General features: G+C 32.5%; 21 protein-coding genes. 8 read left to right on the forward strand and 13 right to left on the reverse strand.

The features are described 5' to 3' along the window. Positions 1 to 119: 119 nt before the first annotated feature. Both CQA57_RS06525 and CQA57_RS06530 read right to left on the reverse strand, forming a co-directional pair. Positions 120 to 677, reverse strand: a complete 558-nt coding sequence (locus CQA57_RS06525) for a leucine-rich repeat domain-containing protein (RefSeq protein WP_147288359.1) — start codon at positions 675 to 677, stop codon at positions 120 to 122. 70 nt (positions 678 to 747) lie between these two features. Continuing rightward, entirely contained in the window at positions 748 to 1,626 is an 879-nt protein-coding gene (locus tag CQA57_RS06530; RefSeq protein WP_115579434.1) for a hypothetical protein, read from the reverse strand. Between the two features lie 77 nt (positions 1,627 to 1,703). On the opposite strand from CQA57_RS06530, the gene CQA57_RS06535 reads away from it, so the two are divergent. Further along, complete coding sequence (locus CQA57_RS06535) at positions 1,704 to 2,198, forward strand: peptidylprolyl isomerase (RefSeq protein WP_115579435.1); 495 nt, start codon at positions 1,704 to 1,706, stop codon at positions 2,196 to 2,198. Between the two features lie 89 nt (positions 2,199 to 2,287). Beyond that, the gene (locus CQA57_RS06540; RefSeq protein WP_115579436.1) at positions 2,288 to 3,079 is read left to right on the forward strand and encodes a ferritin-like domain-containing protein; all 792 of its coding nucleotides are present in this window, start codon (positions 2,288 to 2,290) and stop codon (positions 3,077 to 3,079) included. Here the strand turns inward: CQA57_RS06540 and CQA57_RS06545 are convergent. The 7 genes from CQA57_RS06545 to nrfH all read right to left on the reverse strand — a co-directional run bounded on the left by CQA57_RS06545 (position 3,072) and on the right by nrfH (position 11,209). Then, a complete protein-coding gene (locus CQA57_RS06545) occupies positions 3,072 to 4,385 on the reverse strand; it encodes a sigma-54-dependent transcriptional regulator (RefSeq protein WP_115579437.1) in 1,314 nt (437 codons plus the stop codon). The two genes, CQA57_RS06540 and CQA57_RS06545, sit on opposite strands and share 8 nt — an antisense overlap. Beyond that, positions 4,382 to 5,041, reverse strand: a complete 660-nt coding sequence (locus CQA57_RS06550; protein WP_115579438.1) for a hypothetical protein — start codon at positions 5,039 to 5,041, stop codon at positions 4,382 to 4,384. The genes CQA57_RS06545 and CQA57_RS06550 overlap by 4 nt, the downstream gene beginning before the upstream one ends. Then, complete coding sequence (gene gyrA / locus CQA57_RS06555) at positions 5,042 to 7,510, reverse strand: DNA topoisomerase (ATP-hydrolyzing) subunit A (RefSeq protein ID WP_115579439.1); 2,469 nt, start codon at positions 7,508 to 7,510, stop codon at positions 5,042 to 5,044. It abuts the gene before it with no gap. Between the two features lie 30 nt (positions 7,511 to 7,540). Next, positions 7,541 to 7,927 (reverse strand): diacylglycerol kinase, encoded by a 387-nt coding sequence (locus CQA57_RS06560; protein WP_115579440.1) that lies wholly within the window; start codon positions 7,925 to 7,927, stop codon positions 7,541 to 7,543. Positions 7,928 to 7,937: 10 nt separating this feature from the next. Next, positions 7,938 to 8,903: a hypothetical protein gene (locus tag CQA57_RS06565; RefSeq protein WP_115579441.1), complete on the reverse strand. Its 966-nt coding sequence runs from the start codon at positions 8,901 to 8,903 to the stop codon at positions 7,938 to 7,940. Positions 8,904 to 9,001: 98 nt separating this feature from the next. Further along, entirely contained in the window at positions 9,002 to 10,708 is a 1,707-nt protein-coding gene (locus CQA57_RS06570; protein ID WP_115579442.1) for an ammonia-forming cytochrome c nitrite reductase subunit c552, read from the reverse strand. A gap of 27 nt (positions 10,709 to 10,735) precedes the next feature. Next, positions 10,736 to 11,209, reverse strand: coding sequence for a cytochrome c nitrite reductase small subunit (gene nrfH / locus CQA57_RS06575; RefSeq protein ID WP_115579443.1), 474 nt, complete (start codon positions 11,207 to 11,209; stop codon positions 10,736 to 10,738). A gap of 90 nt (positions 11,210 to 11,299) precedes the next feature. On the opposite strand from nrfH, the gene pgeF reads away from it, so the two are divergent. Continuing rightward, on the forward strand, positions 11,300 to 12,079 hold the full coding sequence (gene pgeF / locus CQA57_RS06580; protein WP_115579444.1) for a peptidoglycan editing factor PgeF: 780 nt from the start codon (positions 11,300 to 11,302) through the stop codon (positions 12,077 to 12,079). Between the two features lie 11 nt (positions 12,080 to 12,090). Next, positions 12,091 to 12,849 carry an EFR1 family ferrodoxin gene (locus CQA57_RS06585; protein ID WP_115579445.1) on the forward strand — a complete coding sequence of 253 codons (759 nt, stop codon included), beginning with the start codon at positions 12,091 to 12,093 and terminating at the stop codon, positions 12,847 to 12,849. Here the strand turns inward: CQA57_RS06585 and CQA57_RS06590 are convergent. Both CQA57_RS06590 and CQA57_RS06595 read right to left on the reverse strand, forming a co-directional pair. Continuing rightward, complete coding sequence (locus CQA57_RS06590) at positions 12,836 to 13,252, reverse strand: MarR family winged helix-turn-helix transcriptional regulator (RefSeq protein ID WP_115579446.1); 417 nt, start codon at positions 13,250 to 13,252, stop codon at positions 12,836 to 12,838. The genes CQA57_RS06585 and CQA57_RS06590 overlap by 14 nt on opposite strands. Positions 13,253 to 13,263: 11 nt before the next feature. Beyond that, positions 13,264 to 14,133, reverse strand: a complete 870-nt coding sequence (locus tag CQA57_RS06595; protein WP_115579447.1) for an MBL fold metallo-hydrolase — start codon at positions 14,131 to 14,133, stop codon at positions 13,264 to 13,266. A gap of 151 nt (positions 14,134 to 14,284) precedes the next feature. Here CQA57_RS06595 and hypB point away from each other — a divergent pair, with 151 nt between their 5' ends. The 3 genes from hypB to hypD are packed head-to-tail and all read left to right on the forward strand — an operon-like array spanning position 14,285 to position 16,381. Beyond that, positions 14,285 to 15,004 (forward strand): hydrogenase nickel incorporation protein HypB, encoded by a 720-nt coding sequence (gene hypB, locus CQA57_RS06600; protein ID WP_115579448.1) that lies wholly within the window; start codon positions 14,285 to 14,287, stop codon positions 15,002 to 15,004. A gap of 11 nt (positions 15,005 to 15,015) precedes the next feature. Then, complete coding sequence (locus CQA57_RS06605; protein WP_115579449.1) at positions 15,016 to 15,273, forward strand: HypC/HybG/HupF family hydrogenase formation chaperone; 258 nt, start codon at positions 15,016 to 15,018, stop codon at positions 15,271 to 15,273. After that, positions 15,257 to 16,381 carry a hydrogenase formation protein HypD gene (gene hypD, locus CQA57_RS06610; protein WP_115579450.1) on the forward strand — a complete coding sequence of 375 codons (1,125 nt, stop codon included), beginning with the start codon at positions 15,257 to 15,259 and terminating at the stop codon, positions 16,379 to 16,381. The genes CQA57_RS06605 and hypD overlap by 17 nt, the downstream gene beginning before the upstream one ends. 5 nt (positions 16,382 to 16,386) lie before the next feature. On the opposite strand, the gene CQA57_RS06615 is transcribed toward hypD, so the two are convergent. Next, complete coding sequence (locus CQA57_RS06615; RefSeq protein WP_115579451.1) at positions 16,387 to 17,112, reverse strand: tellurite resistance TerB family protein; 726 nt, start codon at positions 17,110 to 17,112, stop codon at positions 16,387 to 16,389. A 13-nt stretch (positions 17,113 to 17,125) separates the two neighbouring features. Further along, on the reverse strand, positions 17,126 to 17,446 hold the full coding sequence (locus CQA57_RS06620) for a hypothetical protein (RefSeq protein ID WP_115579452.1): 321 nt from the start codon (positions 17,444 to 17,446) through the stop codon (positions 17,126 to 17,128). A 110-nt stretch (positions 17,447 to 17,556) separates the two neighbouring features. Here CQA57_RS06620 and napA point away from each other — a divergent pair, with 110 nt between their 5' ends. Next, positions 17,557 to 20,349: a nitrate reductase catalytic subunit NapA gene (gene napA, locus CQA57_RS06625; protein ID WP_115579453.1), complete on the forward strand. Its 2,793-nt coding sequence runs from the start codon at positions 17,557 to 17,559 to the stop codon at positions 20,347 to 20,349. Positions 20,350 to 20,351 lie beyond the last annotated feature (2 nt).

The raw sequence follows: 20,351 nt of genomic DNA on the forward strand, positions 1-20,351 counted from the left end.
GTCTTTAAACGCCCGTTTCAATTTAGGAAACAGAATAATACAAATTTTATACTTAAAGTTTGCTTAAGAGATGAGAAAAAAATGAAAAATGTGGTGATTATCTATAAAAAGACTTTTTCTTACGACTTATTCTCATTAAAATCTAGCACAACATATCTTAAATTTTTCATTTTTTGAATAAACTCTATTTCGTCAATAGGATTAAAACTCAAATCCAAATATCTTAATTTTTTTAAAACCATAAATTCTTTTGGTACCTTATCAATCCCCAACCCTCTAAGTGACATAAACTCCATATTATACAATTCTTGAATATTACGTGGGATTCCTATAAAGTTGCCTACAAGGCACTTATCCTTATCTTGAGTATTTATATCTATGCGATGAAGTATTGGTATATTTTTTTCGTCTGCCCATTGAATAAGTAAATTAAGCATATCAATTCGCTGTTCTATCTTATTGTAATACCCTTGTTTTTCTAATTCTTCTTTAATAAATAATGCTAGATTGAACCCGATTTTTAATTTTCTTTGCAAAAAAGAGATAGTTCGATTGCAATTTAAGTTCAATCGTAGAACTTTTTTTGCTTCTTTTATAAGTCTTTTATCTATTTTTTTTATTTGTTTTTCTATTTTATAAACAATTTTTGCTTTATCTTTTTGCTGCATATCTTCCATAATAAAAAAATCCCAATCTCTAGTTTTCAAAGATTATAACTCTTTTAAAAGGACACAAACAGTCTAGTAGCTATTTTGTTTTTTGTTTTGTAATACTCTCCATATTTTTTAAGAGATTTTGCTGAAAATTCCTGCAATCTTCTTTATTCCATGTAGAAAGTTCAAAATCTGCTTGTAAACTACATAAAAAACTTTTTATAAAATTACTATTTACAATAACGGCTTCTTTTTCATATGAAGTAACCGCATACAATCCTACTAATACATTTTTGGCATCAAAAAATGGTTTGCCTAGCTCTCTTTGTTGATCCAAATTATTTTCCGGCAAATAAGCATAAAAAATATTTTGCTTGAAGTTCTTATCAAAATAAGTAATTTTTCTAGCCTTTATTATTTTATTAACACTAAAAGTATATTGCTTTCCTATATTGGGATACAAAAAGCCAAAATCCTCAAAATTCTGCACAGAATCTATAAAAAATGTATTCACAGGATATAAAAAAGGATTCAAAGAATAAAGCTCATAAATTCTCTTATGATAAAAACTTTGACCCCTTTCTTTACAATAATCATCTGTATATGCTACTGTTTTTAATAAGGCTAGACCTTTTTGCTCATCAATTGCCTTAACTTGCAACTTAGCGACGCATATAAGAGGTTTTGCGCTATCATCTTGCATTTTCACATAGATGTCTTTTGGATATTCTTGATGATTATAAACAAGATTTGAAGCTGTGATAAAATATCCTTCCTTTAATAAAACTCCATAACCTTGTGTCATATTACCATTATCAAAATAAGACACAATCATACCTACGGAATGAATCCAAGAGGTTGGTGCTTGTTCCTTTTGTAAATTATCTTTCTTTTTATATAAATCTGATTGCTCAATATTCTCAGAAGCAAATAGAACAACAAAAGCAATCCAAACTAAACAAAAAAATCTCAACTCTTTCTCACTAAAACAAAAATTAAGCTAATAATAAGTAGAATTCTATCACACATTTTTCTAAAGGATTAAACAACATGCGCGAAATAAAGGTTTATGAAATAAAAGATTCTGAATTACAAAAACTACAATATGCAAAAATCTATACCAGCAAAGGAGTTATGACTTTTAAACTCTTTATAAATGATGCACCTCAAACTGTAAGCAACTTTGCCACTTTAGCAAAAGAAAATTTTTATAATAACCTAAAATTTCATCGTGTAATTGCAGGATTCGTGGCTCAAGGTGGTTGCCCTCATGGAACAGGAACTGGTGGTCCAGGATATTGCATCAAATGTGAGGTAGAAAACAATCCAAATAAACATCTAAAAGGTGCCTTATCTATGGCTCATGCAGGCAGAGATACTGGGGGTAGTCAATTTTTTATCTGTTTTGTAAATCTTCCGCACCTTGATGGAGAACACACTGTATTTGGAAGCATTGATCAAAAGGATACAGAAAGCTTAAAAGTTTTAGATAGTATTAAACAAAATGATGTTATTGAAAAAATTGAAATTTTAGAATCTCTATAAATGCTAGATTTAGATTCCCTTATTGTTGAAAGTTTTATTTTTCTACTTTTAATAATAGCCTTATTGCTCTATCGTTCAAAACTAAAAAAATGAATTATTTTTCAGAACTTGAAAGAATATTATTTACCAATCAACCAAGTATCAAGATAGAGCAATTTCAAAATTTTTATGATAATTTTTTATCAAATAAGATTTATTTTCAAGAAGATTTTAAAGCAAAAATACAAGACAAACCTAGTTATCATACTTTTTGCAATATTATACACCCAACAAGAATTAGAAGACCCAAACACCTAAATAGCACAATAGCACTCGCAAAGGTTATTCATTCTATTGCTCATATTGAATATAGCGCTATTGATTTAGCCTTAGATGCAAGTTATCGTTTTAACAACCTACCATTAAAATATTATCAAGATTGGCTAGAAGTTGCCAATGAGGAAATAAAACATTTCTTGCTCTTAGAATCTATTCTAAAAGAACTTGGCTATCAATATGGAGACTTTCCAGTCCACCAAAATCTCTTTGATGCTATGCAAGCAACAAATCACTCTCTAGCACATAGAATGGGACTAGTTCATAGGGCATTAGAAGCAAATGGTCTTGATGCAAACCCCTTTGTTCTTCAGAAAATAACACAAACAACGCACCACACAAAAAACAAAATTATTGAAATACTTGAAGTTATTTTAAGAGATGAAATCACACATGTAAGCAAAGGAGATATCTGGTGGAGTTTTAGCAAGCAAAAAAATGATGATTTTTTAAGCCTCTTAAAATCCTATAATCAGTTTTCACCACTTAGCAAGGTTTTAAATATTGATGCAAGATTAAAAGCTGGATACACACTCGAAGAGTTAAAAACACTGAGCACTACATAATTTGATATTTAGCAATCTTATGTTTCAATACATCAATTTGCATACCAAGTATTTGTGCAGCCTTTTCTATATCCTTATCACAATCATTTAAGACTTCTGCAATCAACTCGCTTTCTAAATTTGCAATTTTATTGTCTGTTTTTTTGGCTTGTTTTGGCTCTAAAAACAAATCTTTTGCATCAATAATATCGCCATCACTCAAAATAGCAGCACGCTCTACAACAGATAACAACTCCCTTATATTTCCATACCACTCATAAGAATGCATTAACTCAATTGCTGCTTTACTAAAACTTTTATTTGCAAAACCATATTGCTTTATAGTTTCTTCAAGTTTCCATTCTGCTAGAGGTAAAATCTCTTCTTTTCTCTGCTTTAATGCAGGAATTTGTATTGGAACAGTCTGTAACCTAAAGAATAAATCTTCGCGAAATTCTTTATTTTGTATCTTTTGCTCAATATTTACATTTGTAGCAGATATAAATCTCACATCAATTTTTATACTCTTTGCACTTCCCAATCTTGTAATTTCTTTTTCTTGTATAGCACGCAATAGTTTTGCTTGTAATGCCAAAGGCATTTCTCCAATCTCATCTAAAAAGATACTACCTCCATTTGCAGCCTCAAATAATCCTGCCTTAGGACTTGTAGCATCAGTAAAGGCTCCTTTTTCATATCCAAACAACTCAGATTCTAATAAATGTTCTGGTATAGCTGCCATATTGATTGCAATAAAAGGTCCATTTGCACGCAATGAATTTTGATGAATAAAATTCGCAAAAACCTCTTTTCCCACTCCACTTTGCCCCAAGAGTAAAACACTTGCATCAGTTTGCGCAGCCTTTAGTGCTAATTTTTGCACAGAATCTAATGCCTGAGATGTTGCCACAAAAGCATGTTTTTTTGTATTTATTTTTTTTGGTTTTACAGATATATCTTGCTGTGTTTTTTTAAATTCCAAAATCTTTTTTGTTCTTAAAATTGCCTCCAATAACAACTCTGGCTCAAAAGGCTTTTGAAAAAAATCTTTCACTCCTAAACGTAAAGATTCTACTGCTTTATTTAAAGTTGCATTTCCTGTAATAACAATTGCTTCATACTTTCCATTAAGGTGGCGTAAAAATTCCAATCCATCCATTTGAGGCATATTGATATCTGTAATAATCAAATCAAAAGTATCATCAAGCCCCTTTAGTGCATCCTTTGGATTCTTAAAACTTACAATAAAAAAATCCTTGATATCAGAGAAAAAAAGCTCTAAGCTTTTTCTCATATTGATGTCATCTTCTACAATTGCTATTTTCATTTATTCTCCTTAAAGACTTTAATAATCAAAAAACCATTTTGCAATGAAACTCTAATTCGCTTTGGTGGTAGTGTAAATAAAGTTTTATTTTTAGAGGCATTATTATTTGACATACCCTCATCTTTTACCTCTACACCACTTTTATAAAGACATTCCAAAACATCTTCTTTGTGATATTGCAAAAGCTCTTTTAAAAGTATATCCAAAACTCCCATTCCACTCATATCATCACCTAAAAATACATCAATACTACACTGATAAATAAAGGAGGGATTTTTTATAGATATCAATGGTTCTGAAATATTATATTTCTCACCTACTGGCACTTCATCTTTAAGCAAAAACTTATAAGAAACAATAAAATCTTTTTCAAAAATATCATCAGGCTTAAATTCAATATCAGGAACTTTGATTGGATCTGGATTTATTTGAGGTATGATAGGTTCTTTTGGTAATTCTAAAAGATAATTCTTTTGCAAGGGGGTATTTTTTAAAAAATTTGGTGGAGTAAATGGTTCTTTAATATCAGAATCTGCGAAAGAATGAAAATCAAACATTAAAGCATCCTGATTTTGAAGAACACTAGAATTATCTTTCCACATGCTATTGGCATTAAGGTATGCAATAAATAAGCAAAAAGTAGTAATACTTTTCACTTATACCAAATCTCCATCCTCACTACTATCTTCATTTTCTTTTGGACAAATACTTGCATACGCCACCTTTTCTCCAGCAACATTTACAATCTTAACTCCACTTGTATTGCGTCCTGCTTCGCGTATAGCTTCTGTATCTACGCGTATCATTTTTCCACTTGTAGTTAAAACCATCAAGTCCATATTCTCATCATTAACATTGATAACACTTACTAGCTTACCTGTCTTTGGCGTAAGCTTCATTGCAATTACACCCTTTCCTGCACGACTCTGAAGTCTATAAGCGCCTACCATAGTCTGCTTACCTATACCTTGCTCACTAACTGTTAAAAGCTTATCACTCTCAGAAACAATTATAGTTGCACCGATTACAAAATCTTCTTTCTCTTTAAATCTAATACCAGTTACCCCTCTTGCAACTCTTCCAATTTCCCTTACATCATTTACATCAAAACGTATACACATTCCTTGATAAGTAGCAATAAATAATTCTTTCACATCCTTGGTAATAATGCTTGCTGTAACCAATTCATCTGTCTCATCTAAATTTATCGCTCTTACTCCAACGCTTCTAATATTGCTATATTCGCTCAAATTAGTCTTTTTCACAATACCATTTTTGGTAAAAAATACCAAAGACTTATCACTATTAAAATCTGTAGTAGTAATTGTTGCCATAATCTTTTCATCAGTCGAAAGTTGAATTAAATTTACAACAGCCTTCCCAATAGCTGTCCTTCCAGCCTCAGGTATCTTATAAACCTTAAGCCAATAAAGCTGACCTTTATTTGTCACAAACATTATTGTATCATGCGTATTTGCTACAAAAAATGATTGGATAAAATCATCATCGTGCGTATTGCCACTTATCTTGCCCTTACCACCACGATTCTGCTTCTCATAAACCTTCAAAGGAACACGCTTTACATAACCACGGTGACTCATTGTAACAACAACTTGCTCATTAGGTATCAGATCTTCTGCTTCTATACTCTCATAATCTTCTTCAATTTCTGTAAGTCTTGGGGTTGAAAATTTAGCCTTTATTTCCAACAATTCTTCTTTGATAATTTCTTTAAGTTTTGCCTCACTACGCAAAATTGCATTTAATGCTTCAATTTGCGTTAATAACTCTGCATATTCTTGCTCAATTTTATCTCTTTCTAACCCTGTGAGACGCTGCAATCTCATCTCTAAAATCGCCTTACTTTGCAACTCACTCAATCCAAATCTTTGCATAAGAGAATCTTTAGCCTCTTCTGTATCCTTACTTGCCCTAATAATTGCAATAACTTCATCTATATGATCTAAGGCTATCTTTAGTCCTTCTAAAATATGAGCACGCGCTTTTGCTTTTTCAAGCTCAAAAATAGTCCTTCGAATAACTACTGTTTTTCTATGAGAAATAAAGATATTCAGCAACTCTAAAAGAGTAAAAATCTTGGGTTCTTTATTATTGATAGCTAATAAAATAATTCCAAATGTTGTTTCCATTGCTGTAGATTTGTAAAGGTGATTTAACACAATCTCACTCATGGCTTCTTTTTTTAGCTCAATAACAACCCTAATGCCCTCTCTATCAGATTCGTCTCTAACTTCAGATATCCCCTCAATAACCTTATCTTTTGCTAATTCTGAAATCTGCTCTACTAGCCTTGCTTTATTTACTTGATAAGGCACTTCATCAATAACAATCACATCACGAGTTTTTGTTTTTTCAATATGAACCTTAGCCCTAACTTTAATTCTTCCCCTACCAGTATTGTATGCATCTCTAATCCCCTGCTTACCAAATATAATACCCCCCGTAGGAAAATCTGGTCCTTGTATAAAACCTAACAGCTCATCAACACTGGCTTCCTTATTATCAATTACATAAACCACAGCATCAATAATTTCATCAATACGATGAGGAGGAATAGAAGTAGCCATACCAACTGCAATTCCATTAGAACCATTAACCAAAAGATTTGGAATCCTGCTTGGTAATACATCTGGCTCTTTTAGTGTATCATCATAATTGGGCACAAAATCTACCGTATCTTTATCTAAATCTCTAAGAATCTCTTCACTTGCTTGTGTCATTCTTGCTTCTGTATAACGCATTGCAGCAGCATTATCACCATCTATGGATCCAAAATTTCCCTGACCATCCACAAGCATTAGACGCATTGAAAAATCTTGAGCCATTCTAACTAAAGCGTCATAAACTGCGGTATCACCATGGGGATGATACTTTCCAATTACATCTCCCACTATCCTCGCACTTTTTTTATAAGCCGCACGAGAAGTCACCCCAAGCTCATTCATCGCATACAGGATTCTACGATGCACTGGTTTAAGCCCATCTTTTGCATCAGGCAAAGCACGACCTACAATAACGCTCATTGAGTAATCAAGATAACTCTCTTTGATAGAATCATCAATATTTATGTCAATTACACTTGTGTTATCTAATAAATTATCCATTTTTTCACACTCCCAAAATTAGATTCTATCTTAATAAAACTTAAAAAAAATATAACTCGCCCATATAACTACAAAAAAAATCAATAAAACTAATTGCACTGCACTCCCCATATCCTTTGCTTTTTTTGCCAAAGGATGTATGTCTTTGCTTGTAAAATCAATTGCATTTTCAATTGCCGAATTTATCAACTCGCCCACAATGCACAAAATACTTGGAAGCAAGAGTAAGACTTTTTCTCCCCAATCTTGACCAATAATCATTCCTAAAATACCAAAAATTATCCCCAAAACCAATATCTGCCTGAACGCTTCTTCATCTTTCCAAGCAGCCATGATTCCATCAACGGAATATTTATAGGCATTAAACAATCTTTTTAATCCCTTTTTACCCTTTTTATCATTGCGAAAATCCTGCATATCTCTTCTCTTACTTAGTAACTACTTTCATATCATAATGATTAAAAAATTTTGCCAAAAATCTCTGTAAGTCATTTGGATTTTGAAATCTATTAAAATATGTTTGTTTGAAATAAACCTCATCTTTAGAATAAAAAGAAACTTGTATTGACTTAATTTTATCTTTCAATAAATCATTATAACCTTCAATAAGATGTGTAATTTGCTGCTCATAGGGCGTATCAAAAAAACCAAAAAGCTTTGCTCCAAAGATTAAAGCTTGGGTTTGATCATCAATTATGCGTTCATATCCCTCTTCATCTAACTCTGTATCCTTTGTTTGTCTTAAAAGAGAAAAAGTTGCATCTTTTAAATTACGAGAAAATACCTTTGCTCCCATATCTTCAACAAAATATTCCGTATCCTCTAAAAAGGTTTTCAATGGTGTTTGCAAAATAATTTTTATAATATTCTTATTTGCAAATTCCTTACTTTTACGCTTAATATTTGCATCAAATGCATAGGAAACACTTTTAGCCTCAAGTTTAAAGCTATTTTGACCCAATACCACCCCCTCGCGTTTATCCAAGATTCTATCTTCACCTTTATACTCAAATTTAAAAGGCTTAAAACTATCAGAAAAATTAAATAACGCGCTATTAATTTCTATAATATCCCCTTGCGCATACTCTTTTAGAGAATCTGTCTTTATGCCCTTTAATCCAACTATAAATTTTTGCACCACAAACAATTTTTCATTATCTACAAAAACATCCACTTGCTTACTAGCACATTCATAATTTAAAAAACCTGTGCATTTAAAAGGCTGATGTTCTACCCTATAAACACCATTATTTAGAGATGAAAAATAAATATTTATTTTTTCTTCAAATTCATTTTTTACCTTTGAGCTGACATAAAGAAACAGCACCAACAATAGCCCTATAAAACCAGCACCAATGATGAGTATTATTTTCGCAATTTTTCTTTTTGACATTGAAAATACCTTACTTACATACATATTTGAAAAATAAAAGAAAAATTATACTGAAGTTTCTCCCAAAAAGGGAGAAAGGAGGTAGGCAAAAACCAATTTTATTTTTTATCAATCACTTTATAATTATATGGTGCTAAGCTTTTATCAAGTTCTAATAATCTCTTTGGTGTATCATCCTGCAATGGCTCTTCATAATATCTCTTACCATTGATCTTTACTGGCTGAGGAGCAATTTTTCTCATATCATCAAATCCCAAATTACTTGCTTGCATTTTAATACCATATTTTGCCGCAATCATTAAAACTTCTTTTTGCCCATCTTTTGCATATTGCACTCCTTGTTGTGCAATTCTATTTGCCTCTCTAGGGTTATGGAATCCTGAAGAATTTTCAGCATTCATAAAATCAGCTCTAATTTGACTTTTTCTATGAAGTTCTAAGGCAGGTTTTACTACTGCTGTTATCATAGCTTCTTGCTTAGTCTTATCAGAAATTTTTGCAAATTCTGGTAATTTTGCAAGCTCTGATCTTAAGGTAGTAATATCTTTAATTAAGCTTGCAACGGCATATTCTGCACTTCTAATATTATAGGCTGTTGTTCTTTGAATATCACGCACTTGATTCTTTAAATAATCTTCACTCTGAGAATGGCAAGATTTACAGGAACTATTGATATCTAATAAAGGAGAAGCTATAAAATGGTTAGAAACTTTTTTTGCACCCTTTCTTACATAAGGCATATGACAATCTGCACAACTTACACCATTAGCAGCATGTACGCTACCTGAGAATAACTCCGCCTCTGGATGTTGAATTTTAATTACAGGAGTTTTTGTTGTTGCATGAATAAAATCTTGAGGAAAAATATCCCTAACACTTTCATAATAGTCATCAAACATCTCAATTCTAAATGGCTGACCTTTTTTCCACATCTTCCAAGGGAAAGTAAGCTCAATACCATCTGCTTCTTTATCTACAATTTTATTACCTTCTTTTAGCTCACCAACTTCTTGATAATTTGTCTCAGATTTTACCACTACTTTTTTTCCAGTTGGATGATTATAATACTCAACGTGACATTGTGCACAAACAAGAGTTCGCATTTCTTGTCTTGAAGCCTTAATACCATGCTTAGCATCTTTTTCATAGCCACGAGATACTAGAGCATTTATAGCAGCAGGTCTTGTGATTCTTAAACTCATATCATCTGGATTATGACAATCTGCACAAGTACTTCCCATTTTTTTACCATGCACAGTGTTTTCTCCATCCATCATTTTTATGATAGTCCAATACTTCATTGTATTAAACTCAACCCATCCTAACTTTTTAACTAGATTTGGAACATTACCGGAGTGACAATTCATACACGCTCCAGGCTGTCCTCCAAACTTTTTCAATCCGTGTTCATTTAAGAAATTTTTATTGTTTCTTAGTGTATCCATCTGATCAATTTGAGTATAGTAATGACTTCGATTTTGATTGTAATCAAACTTAAATGGATATCCATCCCAAAACATTGTTAATTGGGGATATCTATTTAATTTACTATAAGGATAGCTACCTGCAAAATCTGTCGCAGTATGTGTAGAATCTTTCATCTGTAAATACATATCTAGGTGGTCTGGAAATTTCTGACCCCAAACTGCAAAATCTACATTATCATCACTTAATTCCAAAGAAGGACCTTTAGCCAATGCCTCTGCTTCACCTTTTTTTGTAGCTATATCAGCATTAAACCAAGCAATACCTGCTCCTACTATAATGCCGCATACAATTATGAAGACTAAAAATTTATTTTTCATATTTTTCTCCTCTACTCTTGTGTTAAATTAAAATCCTCTTTTATGTCCTGTATCTTTATGACAAGACACACACCTCAATGAATTATCTTGATGTTGTGCTTTTAATGTTGGATCAATAACATTTTTTACATAATCTTGATGGCAAGATATACAATTCTCCTGAACCCATTTTTGTGTATTTTTATTAGCCTCAAAATGTGCTGGCAAATTCTTATCAAAAGTGAAAGCAATCATATGCCCAATACCACTTTGTGCTTTTGCAACCCATTTTCTCACGAAAGAGTGAGGAAGATGACAATCGCCACACTGAGCTACATTTTTATGAGAACTCTTAGCATAATCATCATAAACTTCATTCATAACATGACAATTATTACAAGCGCTAGAATCATTGCTAAGATAAGATAATCCCTTAGCATTAAAAAATGTAAAACAACCAACTCCAAAAACAAAGCCTACAACAAGAACAGCAAGTATAATAAGTGTTTTTTTATTCTCCATTTTTAAACCTTTTTGTTTTGTTCTGTTGCATCCAATATTTTATAATAAGCTTTCTAAAAATTAACTTAATTTCAAAGTAAAAGTAAACAAATGGTAACAAACAAAAAATTATTTTTCTATTCAAGCAAACAAAGCCAAATCTTCAAACATACACAAATCGATTTTATTGTAACTTCAAGAGAAAATGGTTTTAGTAAGAAAGAATTTTCAAGTTTCAATTTGGCCTATCATGTCAGCGATAACAACAAATCTGTTACAAAAAATAGAGAAAAAATTAAAAATATATTTCACGCGAATAAACCCCTTATATGGCTTAATCAAATCCATAGTGATATAATCAAAACTTATCCAAATAAAAACCCACAAGCTTTTTGTCAAACTGGTGATGCAATCATCTGTAAGGATAAAAAAGTTAAGGCTATGATTATGATTGCTGATTGTATCCCTGTGTGCATTTTTGATTCTAAAAAAAATATTTTTGCACTTATACACGCTGGAAGAGAAGGATTATTTAAAAATATCATTCCAAAAACTCTTGAAAAAATGTCAAAAAATTACAGAAGTAATTGTGAGGATTTGTTAGTATTCATAGGTCCTTGTATTCAAAAATGTTGCTATGAAATACAAGCAGATATTCTCAATAAACTACAAGAACTTTTTCCAGAATCTTTTAAGCATTTTATTAGCCAAAAAAACAATAAAACTTATCTTGATTTACCGATGTTATTAAAAATACAATTGATAGCACAAGGTATATCTCAACACAATATAGAAGAGCTTCTGATATGTACAAAAGAAGAAACGAAACTTTTTTCCTATCGAAAAAGTAAAAAAACTGGTAGATTTGCACTCATAGCAAGCTTAAAATAAAGGAATTTCAAGTGACCATTCTTTACTTCACGGCTACAGGTAACAGTCTTTACATTGCTAAATCTTTTAAAAATGCCACACTTTATTCTATTCCTCAACTTTTGAGAGAAAAGAAACTTGAATTCAATGATGATGTAATAGGAATCATTACTCCTACTCACAATTTCTCTATCCCTACCCTTATCCGCCTATTTCTCCCTCAAGCTAAAATTAAATGTAATTACTTTTTTACAATCTTTACTTGTGGAGGTTCAACTTTAGGGGCATTAGATGAGTATGCAAAATTGGCACAAAAACAAAATCTTACACTGAATTATCTCAATAGAATTGCAATGATGGATAACTATCTGAAACTTTGGGATATGAGAGAGCAAGAAAAAAAACTTCCTCAAAAATATACACAAGAAAAACTAGAACAAATATTGCAGGATATAGAGAAGAGAAAGAATTTTAGGTTAAAAAGCAATATATTCTATCAATGGTTTTCAGAAATGACATATTTTTGGTGCTCTAACTTTGTATCCAACCATAAACAATTTCACATCGAAGATTCTTGCATCAATTGCAATATCTGCACCAAAGTCTGTCCTGTAAGCAATATTCTCAAATCCACTCCAAAACCCCTCTATCAAAATCATTGTATTCTTTGTCTTGCCTGCACACATCATTGCCCTACACATTCAATCACTCTCAAAGGAGAAAAAAGCAAAGAGCGTTACCGCCATCCTCAAATTTCACTCAGAGAGATTATCCAATCTAATCAAGGCTGAGATTTTTTTGTATCTTTTTAAGGATAGAAGACAAAGCCTCTAGTTCTTTGCTGCTCAAGCCTTCCACAAGGGTTTCCATCATTTTTTCATCAAGCTTTGCAAGTTCTGAAGCTATTGCCTTGGCCTTAGGAGTGAGAGTGAGAATAAAAGCCCGTTTATCAGATGGATTACAATTTCTATGAATATAACCCTTTATTGCAAGTTTATCCACAAGAGCCTTTGTAGTATTTTTATCCTTTCTAACTGCAAAGGAAAGTTCTTTCTGGGAAACCCCATCTTTTTGAAGGAGTTGCTTAATAATCACCCATTGTTCAGGAGTGATATCATACTCTGCAAATAAACTATCTAGGTATTGATATACTCTCCTTGCGCTCTGACAAATCTCATATCCTATGGTTTGCATTATTACTTACCCTAGTTTTTTAGCTTATCATCCACCATTTTCTTATAGGTTGTGAAAAATTTCTCAATCCCTTTCTTACCAACAATAAAAGGATGGGTTCCTTGAAAACTCTCATTATACACAGATTCTAACCTTGAATAACCATTATCTTGAAATAAGTGCGCTGTAAGCTCTACTGTGACCCCATATTCCTTGACATATTTTTCAAACTTATCCAAAGAGCTTCTATAAGCTTTTTGCAATGCCTTATCATTTGGAATCCCTGTACCTCCCCATAACATTGCCTCATAACTCTTGCCATTATATTTGATAGGAAAAATGAGTGAAATTCCTCCTACAGTATGCCCTGGTGTTTCTACAGAAATAATTTGCGTATCTCCTAATATAATTTTTTCTCCATCTTCAACATATTTATCCACCTTTGGCTTAGGATATTTAGGGATATTTGGTCCTTCATTATAAGAGAGCATAAACTCTGTATCTTTTTTACTCATCAATACTTTTGCTCCATATTTTTTTGCCAAATAGCTTGCTCCTCCATAATGATCACCATGCCCATGAGTAATAATAATAAGTTTAATGTCTTTAGCATCTAACCCATAAAGCTTTAGTCCCTTCTCAATAAGTTTAGCATCATTGTCATCCCACATTGAATCAATCAATACAATTCCTTCACTTGTCTTTAATGCCCAAGCTACAACGCTTTTAGTGCCAATGCAATAAAGATTGTCAAAAACTTGAGTTGGAGCTAGAGGCGTATGATCATTTAGTATCGCCAGAATCTCTTTTGGAGGAGTTGCAGGATCTTCATTATTTGCAGCACCCATTGCAAAACTAGCAATACATGCTGCACCCATTGCTACAGATAGCATCTTTTTCATTGTGTTGCTCCTTGTTTAAAATAAAATTTTCAATCTTTTAAAATAGTATGTATACATACTAAATGTATTATAATTAAATTTGACAACACAAGTCAATTATTTACCACCCTTAAATATAATCGATAAAAACATAATAGAATCAGGGGTTAAAATGCGTTCCAAAATATTAGAAAACAATCCAAATCTTAATGCAAAAAGTATTAAAGTTGTAGAAAAAATTTTAAGCAAAAACGATCTTAAAGCAAATGAGCTAAGAAAAAAATATCAAAACGATAATCTTTATTGCATCAATTTTATGAGCTCTCCTGGTAGCGGGAAAACAACCTTGCTTGAAAATCTAGCGATGTTTGAAGATTTTAAATTTGCTGTAATAGAAGGTGATTTGCAAACAAATAGAGATGCTGAAAGACTAGAGAAAAAGGGTATATTTGCCAAACAAATTGTTACAGGAGAAGCTTGTCATCTTGAAGCTAATATGGTTGAAGAGGCTTATGACTTCATGAAATCCAATCAACAACTTCAAAACTCAGAATACTTGATTATTGAAAATGTTGGGAATTTAGTCTGTCCTGCAAGCTATGATCTAGGTGCAGCACTCAATATTGTTTTGCTTTCTGTTCCAGAAGGAGATGATAAAGTGCTAAAATATCCATCAATGTTTTTATGTGCTGATGCAGTTATTATAAGCAAAGCAGATATGATTGATTATTTTGGCTTTAGAGTTTCACAAGTGCAAGAAGATATGCAAAAATTAAAACCAAATATACCAATATTTCTAACAAGCACAAAAGACAAAAATAGCTTAGAACAATTTAAAAATTTCATCAAACAAAAAAAACAAGAACGATATTTTTCGCAACATTCGTTTTAAAAGGAACAAAAATGTGTCTAGCCATACCATCTAAAGTTATCTCTATTGATAAAACAAAAAATACTGCGACTATTGAAACTCTTGGTGTGCAAAGAGAAGCAAGTCTTGATCTCATGCAAGAAGAAGTAACTCTCGGGGATTATGTACTCTTACACATTGGTTATATCATGAGCAAAATTGATGAACAAGATGCATTAGAATCTCTTAAACTTTATCAAGAAATGATTGATCAAATGGAAGAGGAATATATCGATGAAGAATACAAATGAACAACTCCTAATCAATTCCTTTAGGGATAAAAAAATAATTCTCGCTCTTGCAAAAAAAATTACACAAGAAGCACAAGCATTGCAAGAAAAACTCTATATCATGGAAGTTTGCGGAGGTCATACCCATACATTGATGAAATATGGCCTCACTTCTCTTTTACCTCAAAATATTGAATGCATCCATGGACCTGGTTGTCCTGTATGTATCATGCCAAAAAATCGAATCAATCAAGCCTATGAAATTGCAATGCTACCTGACACCATTTTACTTACCTTAGGAGATATGCTAAAAGTTCCAGGTAGTAATGGAAGCCTGCAAAATGCAAGAAGCAAGGGTGCAAATATTGGATTTTTATATTCTCCTTTTCAAGCACTTGAAATTGCAAAACAAAATCCTAATAAAAAAGTTATTTACTTTGCAATTGGCTTTGAAACGACAACGCCAATGACTGCGGCTTTATTACAAAGAGTAATTGATGAAAATATCTCAAATCTATTTTTCCATATCAATCATGTTTTAGTGCCACCACCACTTTATACTATTTTAGATTCCAAAGATAATAAGGTGAATGCATTGCTTGCCCCATCTCATGTTAGCGTGATCACGGGTTCCAAAATTTATGAACCACTCTTTGATAAATATCAAATTCCAATTGTAGTTAGCGGATTTGAACCAGTTGATATGATGCAAAGCCTACTTATGATAGTAAAACAAGCTGTAAGCAAAAAACCAGCACTTGAAGTTGAATATTCAAGAGTAGTAAATAGAAATGGGAATCAAAAAGCACAGCTTTTGGTAGAAAAATTTATGGAAACAAGAGAAAATTTTGAGTGGAGAGGACTTGGAAACATACCGCACTCTGCATTAAAACTCAAAAAAGAATATGCACAATATGACGCAGAGCTTATTTTTGATTCCCATCTAAGCAAAGAGATGATACAAGATAATCGTGCTTGTAGATGTGGAGATATTCTTAAGGGTATCGCAAAACCTTATGATTGCAAAGTCTTTGGTAAATCCTGCACCCCAAGCAATCCTCTTGGAAGCTGTATGGTAAGTAGCGAAGGGGCTTGTGCTGCTTATTTTAAATATGGGGCATTACGATAGAAGATTTACTTGAGGCTTTTTCGTATCCTCAATGCATCTTCTAGCAAATCTTTTGAAATATTTTTGCTATCAAAAATATTGATTTGTGCTTTAATAGCCTCTTCAAGAGAAATATTGTTTTCTTCTGTATCGCTCTCTGCCTCAAGCTTTTCAAATTGCTGTTCATAAGCATCATAAATCTTATTAAAATCTTCATTATCAAGTTCTAATACAGAAGCAACATCTAATAAAAACTCCTTTTTATCCTCACTCAAAACACCATCTAAATAAAGAAGCATAAGTAAGAATTCCACAAATCTCAAACGCTTTTTATACTCCGCATAGCTGAAACTTAAAAACTCCGAAGCAACATCAACCAAAGACTTATCCGTAGGTTGTTCTAAAAAAAATTCATTGGCTTTGGTGCTATCTTTTTGCATATCTGGATAAATTGCAACATATTGTTCTATAAAATTTTTTACAATTTTCTCAATTACTTCAGCATTTTTTTCTTTTTGAGGAATTCTTTTAATAATCTCTAGCATTACCCCCAATTCTGTATGAGAGAATCTCTGTATTTCCTGTCCTTCTTGAAACTCTAAGTTTTTATAAGGATCTTCTTTTGAAGAATAATCAAAGATTTCTTCACTTTCTCTTGAATTTTTTTGCATAGGATTTTTCAAATATTCTTGTAAAGTCACATACAAATAATAAACAACCACACCAGCAATAATTAAAATAAGAAATTCCATTTTACTCCCTTAATTACCAATCTCTTGAATCAAACTTTTTTTTATATTCTGCCAAACGCTGATCTTCTTTTATTTTATTGATTTTTTTCATTCTAGCTAACTCTTCTTTTTGCTTAGCCTCTATCATTTGGCGTCTTTCTTTTTTTTCTCGCATTTTTTGAATATATTCTTCTCTTTTTTCTGGAGATTGGAACTCAATTGGACGCATTACCAAAACCGATAAAACAAAGATAAACAAGGTTAATGCTATTGCCATCGCACTATCATCTCCACTAATGCGATACCACATCAAACCAATTGTTGAGGCAAAAATAAATTTTAAAAAAAGTCTCATTCTATATCTCAAGGCGATTAAATTTTTCAGAATTAGCATTATATTAAAAAATTAAGAAATTAAAAGTATAATAATCCCGCAATCAAAACAACAAAATTTAAAGGAGTTATATGCAAACACAAACAAGTCGTCGTGATTTTATCAAAAGTGTAGCTGTTGCTTCTGCGGCATCTGCCGTGGGTCTTAGTGTTCCTAGCCAACTTTTGGCACAATCCAAAGATATGCAAAAAGATTGGAAATGGGATAAAAGCGTATGCAGATTCTGTGGAACTGGATGTGGAATTATGGTTGCAACAAAAAATGGTTCCATCGTAGCTGTAAAAGGAGATCCAGAAGCTCCTGTTAATAGAGGTATTAACTGCATCAAAGGTTACTTTTGTGCAAAAATAATGTATGGGGAAGATCGCCTCACACAACCTTTACTGCGTGTGAATGCAAAAGGAGAATTTGACAAAAAAGGAAAATTTGTCCCTGTAAGCTGGAAAAGAGCTTTTGATGAAATGGAAAAGCAATTTAGAAAAACTTATGATGCATTAGGTCCAAATGGAATTGCTCTTATGGCAAGTGGTCAATATACAATTCCTGAAGGTTATGCCGCAGTTAAACTAATGAAAGGTGGTTTTAGAAGCAACAACATCGATCCCAATGCTAGACATTGTATGGCAAGTGCTGTTGTTGGTTTTATGCAAACTTTTGGTATTGATGAGCCTGCTGGCTGTTATGATGATATTGAACTCACAGATACAGTTGTTACTTGGGGTGCCAATATGGCAGAAATGCATCCAATTTTATGGAGCAGAGTAACAGATAGAAAACTTACAAATATGCAAAAAGTAAAGATTATCAATCTCTCAACTTATACCAATAGAACTTCTGATATCGCAGATATTGAAATTATTTTCAAACCTCATACAGACCTAGCGATCTGGAATTATATTGCAAGAGAAATAGTCTATAACAGACCTGAGAGTATTGATAAAGATTTTGTAAAAAATCATTGTGTATTTAGCACAGGCTTTGTTAATATTGGTTATGGAATGCGAGATAATCCAAATCATAAAGACTTCCTGCCTAGCGAAAAAGACATTGTTGCCAAACAAGTAAGCAAAAAACTAAGTGAAGATGAAGGAATTACTTTGCAATATCTTGGTTTAAAAGCTGGTGATGAACTCAAAATGGACAATGCAAAAAAAGCAGATGTTCATTGGGAGATTGGCTTTGAAGATTTTAAAAAAGCTCTTGAGCCTTATACGCTAGATTTTGTTGCCAAGCTTGCCAAAGGAGATGAGTCTGAGAGTTTAGATTCTTTTAAAGAAAAATTACAACAACTTGCAAATTACTATATAGAAAAAGATAGGAAAATTGTAAGTTTCTGGACAATGGGATTCAATCAACATCAACGAGGAACTTGGGTTAATGAACAAAGTTATATGGTGCATATGCTTTTAGGCAAGCAAGCAAAACCTGGAAGCGGTGCATTTTCATTAACAGGACAACCAAGTGCGTGTGGAACTGCTAGAGAAGTAGGGACTTTTGCACACAGACTACCTGCTGATATGGTTGTAGCAAATCCAAAACATAGAGAAGTTACAGAGAAAATATGGAATCTACCAAGTGGCACTCTTAATGCAAAAGTAGGATATCCATATCTAGATATTATGAGAGCTCTTGAAGATGGAAAAGTAAAATGGCTTTGGGTTGCTGTAAATAATCCATGGCAAAACACTGCAAATGCAAATCACTGGATTAAAGCAGCAAGAGAATTGGATAATTTTATTGTAGTTAGTGATTGCTATCCTGGAATTACCGCAAAAATAGCAGACCTTATTTTACCTAGCTCTATGATTTATGAAAAATGGGGAGCCTATGGAAATGCCGAAAGAAGAACACAACACTGGAAGCAACAAGTAATTCCGCAAGGTAATTCTATGAGTGATACTTGGCAAATCCTAGAATTTGCAAAACGCTTTACACTTAAAGATGTTTGGGGTAAAGATTATCCTGATTTAGGTTTAAAAAGCGTATTAGAAGAGGCAAAAAAGATGGGATACAAGGAAAATACCACTTTATTTGAACTACTTTTTGCAAATAAAAATGCACAAAAATTTGGCATCAAAGAACCATTACTAAAAGATAAAGATACACTAAATACAGAAGTATTTGGGGATTCTAGAAAGGTAGTTGGTAGCGATGATAAAGTATTTACAGGTTATCAATTCTTTATCCAAAAATACTTATGGGAAGAATATCGCCTCTTTGGTATAGGACATGGGCACGACCTAGCAGAATTTGATGTTTATCACAAGGTAAGAGGTTTAAGATGGCCTGTCGTAGATGGTAAAGAAACTCAATGGAGATTTAATGCAAAATATGATCCATATGCAAGAAAATATGCAAATGGCAAAGACTTTGCCTTCTATGGAAATAAAGAAGCTAGTTTATTACAAGGAAATCTAGCCCAACCTAACGAAGAGAAAAAAGCTATATCTAATAAAGCAAAAATCTTCTTTAGACCTTACATGGATCCTTGTGAAATGCCTGATAAAAACTATCCAATGTGGCTTTCAACAGGAAGGGTTTTGGAGCATTGGCATAGCGGAACCATGACAATGCGTGTTCCTGAACTTTATCGCGCTGTGCCAGAAGCACTTTGTTATATGAATGAAAATGATGCAAAATCCCAACAACTAAAGCAAGGGGATACTGTATGGGTAGAATCTAGAAGAGGCAAAGTCAAAGCACGCGTTGAAATCAATGGTAGAAATAGACCACCAAAAGGTTTGGTTTATGTGCCATGGTTTGATGAAAATGTTTATATCAATAAAGTCTGTCTTGATGCGACATGTCCTTTGTCAAAACAAACAGACTTTAAAAAATGTGCAGTTAAGGTTTATAAGGCTTAGTA

Origin of the sequence: Helicobacter anseris (genome assembly GCF_003364335.1) — a bacterium.
Lineage (GTDB): Bacteria > Campylobacterota > Campylobacteria > Campylobacterales > Helicobacteraceae > Helicobacter_H > Helicobacter_H anseris.

Excerpts from the sequence above, each read along its gene's own strand:
- CQA57_RS06615 (WP_115579451.1), bottom strand. The coding sequence starts at position 17,112 with ATGGAATTTCTTATTTTAATTATTGCTGGTGTGGTTGTTTATTATTTG.
- CQA57_RS06605 (WP_115579449.1), top strand. The coding sequence starts at position 15,016 with ATGTGTCTAGCCATACCATCTAAAGTTATCTCTATTGATAAAACAAAA.
- gyrA (WP_115579439.1), bottom strand. The coding sequence starts at position 7,510 with ATGGATAATTTATTAGATAACACAAGTGTAATTGACATAAATATTGAT.
- CQA57_RS06570 (WP_115579442.1), bottom strand. The coding sequence starts at position 10,708 with ATGAAAAATAAATTTTTAGTCTTCATAATTGTATGCGGCATTATAGTA.
- CQA57_RS06535 (WP_115579435.1), top strand. The coding sequence starts at position 1,704 with ATGCGCGAAATAAAGGTTTATGAAATAAAAGATTCTGAATTACAAAAA.
- CQA57_RS06540 (WP_115579436.1), top strand. The coding sequence starts at position 2,288 with ATGAATTATTTTTCAGAACTTGAAAGAATATTATTTACCAATCAACCA.
- CQA57_RS06525 (WP_147288359.1), bottom strand. The coding sequence starts at position 677 with ATGGAAGATATGCAGCAAAAAGATAAAGCAAAAATTGTTTATAAAATA.
- hypD (WP_115579450.1), top strand. The coding sequence starts at position 15,257 with ATGAAGAATACAAATGAACAACTCCTAATCAATTCCTTTAGGGATAAA.
- CQA57_RS06590 (WP_115579446.1), bottom strand. The coding sequence starts at position 13,252 with ATGCAAACCATAGGATATGAGATTTGTCAGAGCGCAAGGAGAGTATAT.
- napA (WP_115579453.1), top strand. The coding sequence starts at position 17,557 with ATGCAAACACAAACAAGTCGTCGTGATTTTATCAAAAGTGTAGCTGTT.
- CQA57_RS06595 (WP_115579447.1), bottom strand. The coding sequence starts at position 14,133 with ATGAAAAAGATGCTATCTGTAGCAATGGGTGCAGCATGTATTGCTAGT.
- pgeF (WP_115579444.1), top strand. The coding sequence starts at position 11,300 with ATGGTAACAAACAAAAAATTATTTTTCTATTCAAGCAAACAAAGCCAA.
- CQA57_RS06565 (WP_115579441.1), bottom strand. The coding sequence starts at position 8,903 with ATGTCAAAAAGAAAAATTGCGAAAATAATACTCATCATTGGTGCTGGT.
- CQA57_RS06620 (WP_115579452.1), bottom strand. The coding sequence starts at position 17,446 with ATGAGACTTTTTTTAAAATTTATTTTTGCCTCAACAATTGGTTTGATG.
- hypB (WP_115579448.1), top strand. The coding sequence starts at position 14,285 with ATGCGTTCCAAAATATTAGAAAACAATCCAAATCTTAATGCAAAAAGT.
- CQA57_RS06545 (WP_115579437.1), bottom strand. The coding sequence starts at position 4,385 with ATGAAAATAGCAATTGTAGAAGATGACATCAATATGAGAAAAAGCTTA.
- CQA57_RS06560 (WP_115579440.1), bottom strand. The coding sequence starts at position 7,927 with ATGCAGGATTTTCGCAATGATAAAAAGGGTAAAAAGGGATTAAAAAGA.
- nrfH (WP_115579443.1), bottom strand. The coding sequence starts at position 11,209 with ATGGAGAATAAAAAAACACTTATTATACTTGCTGTTCTTGTTGTAGGC.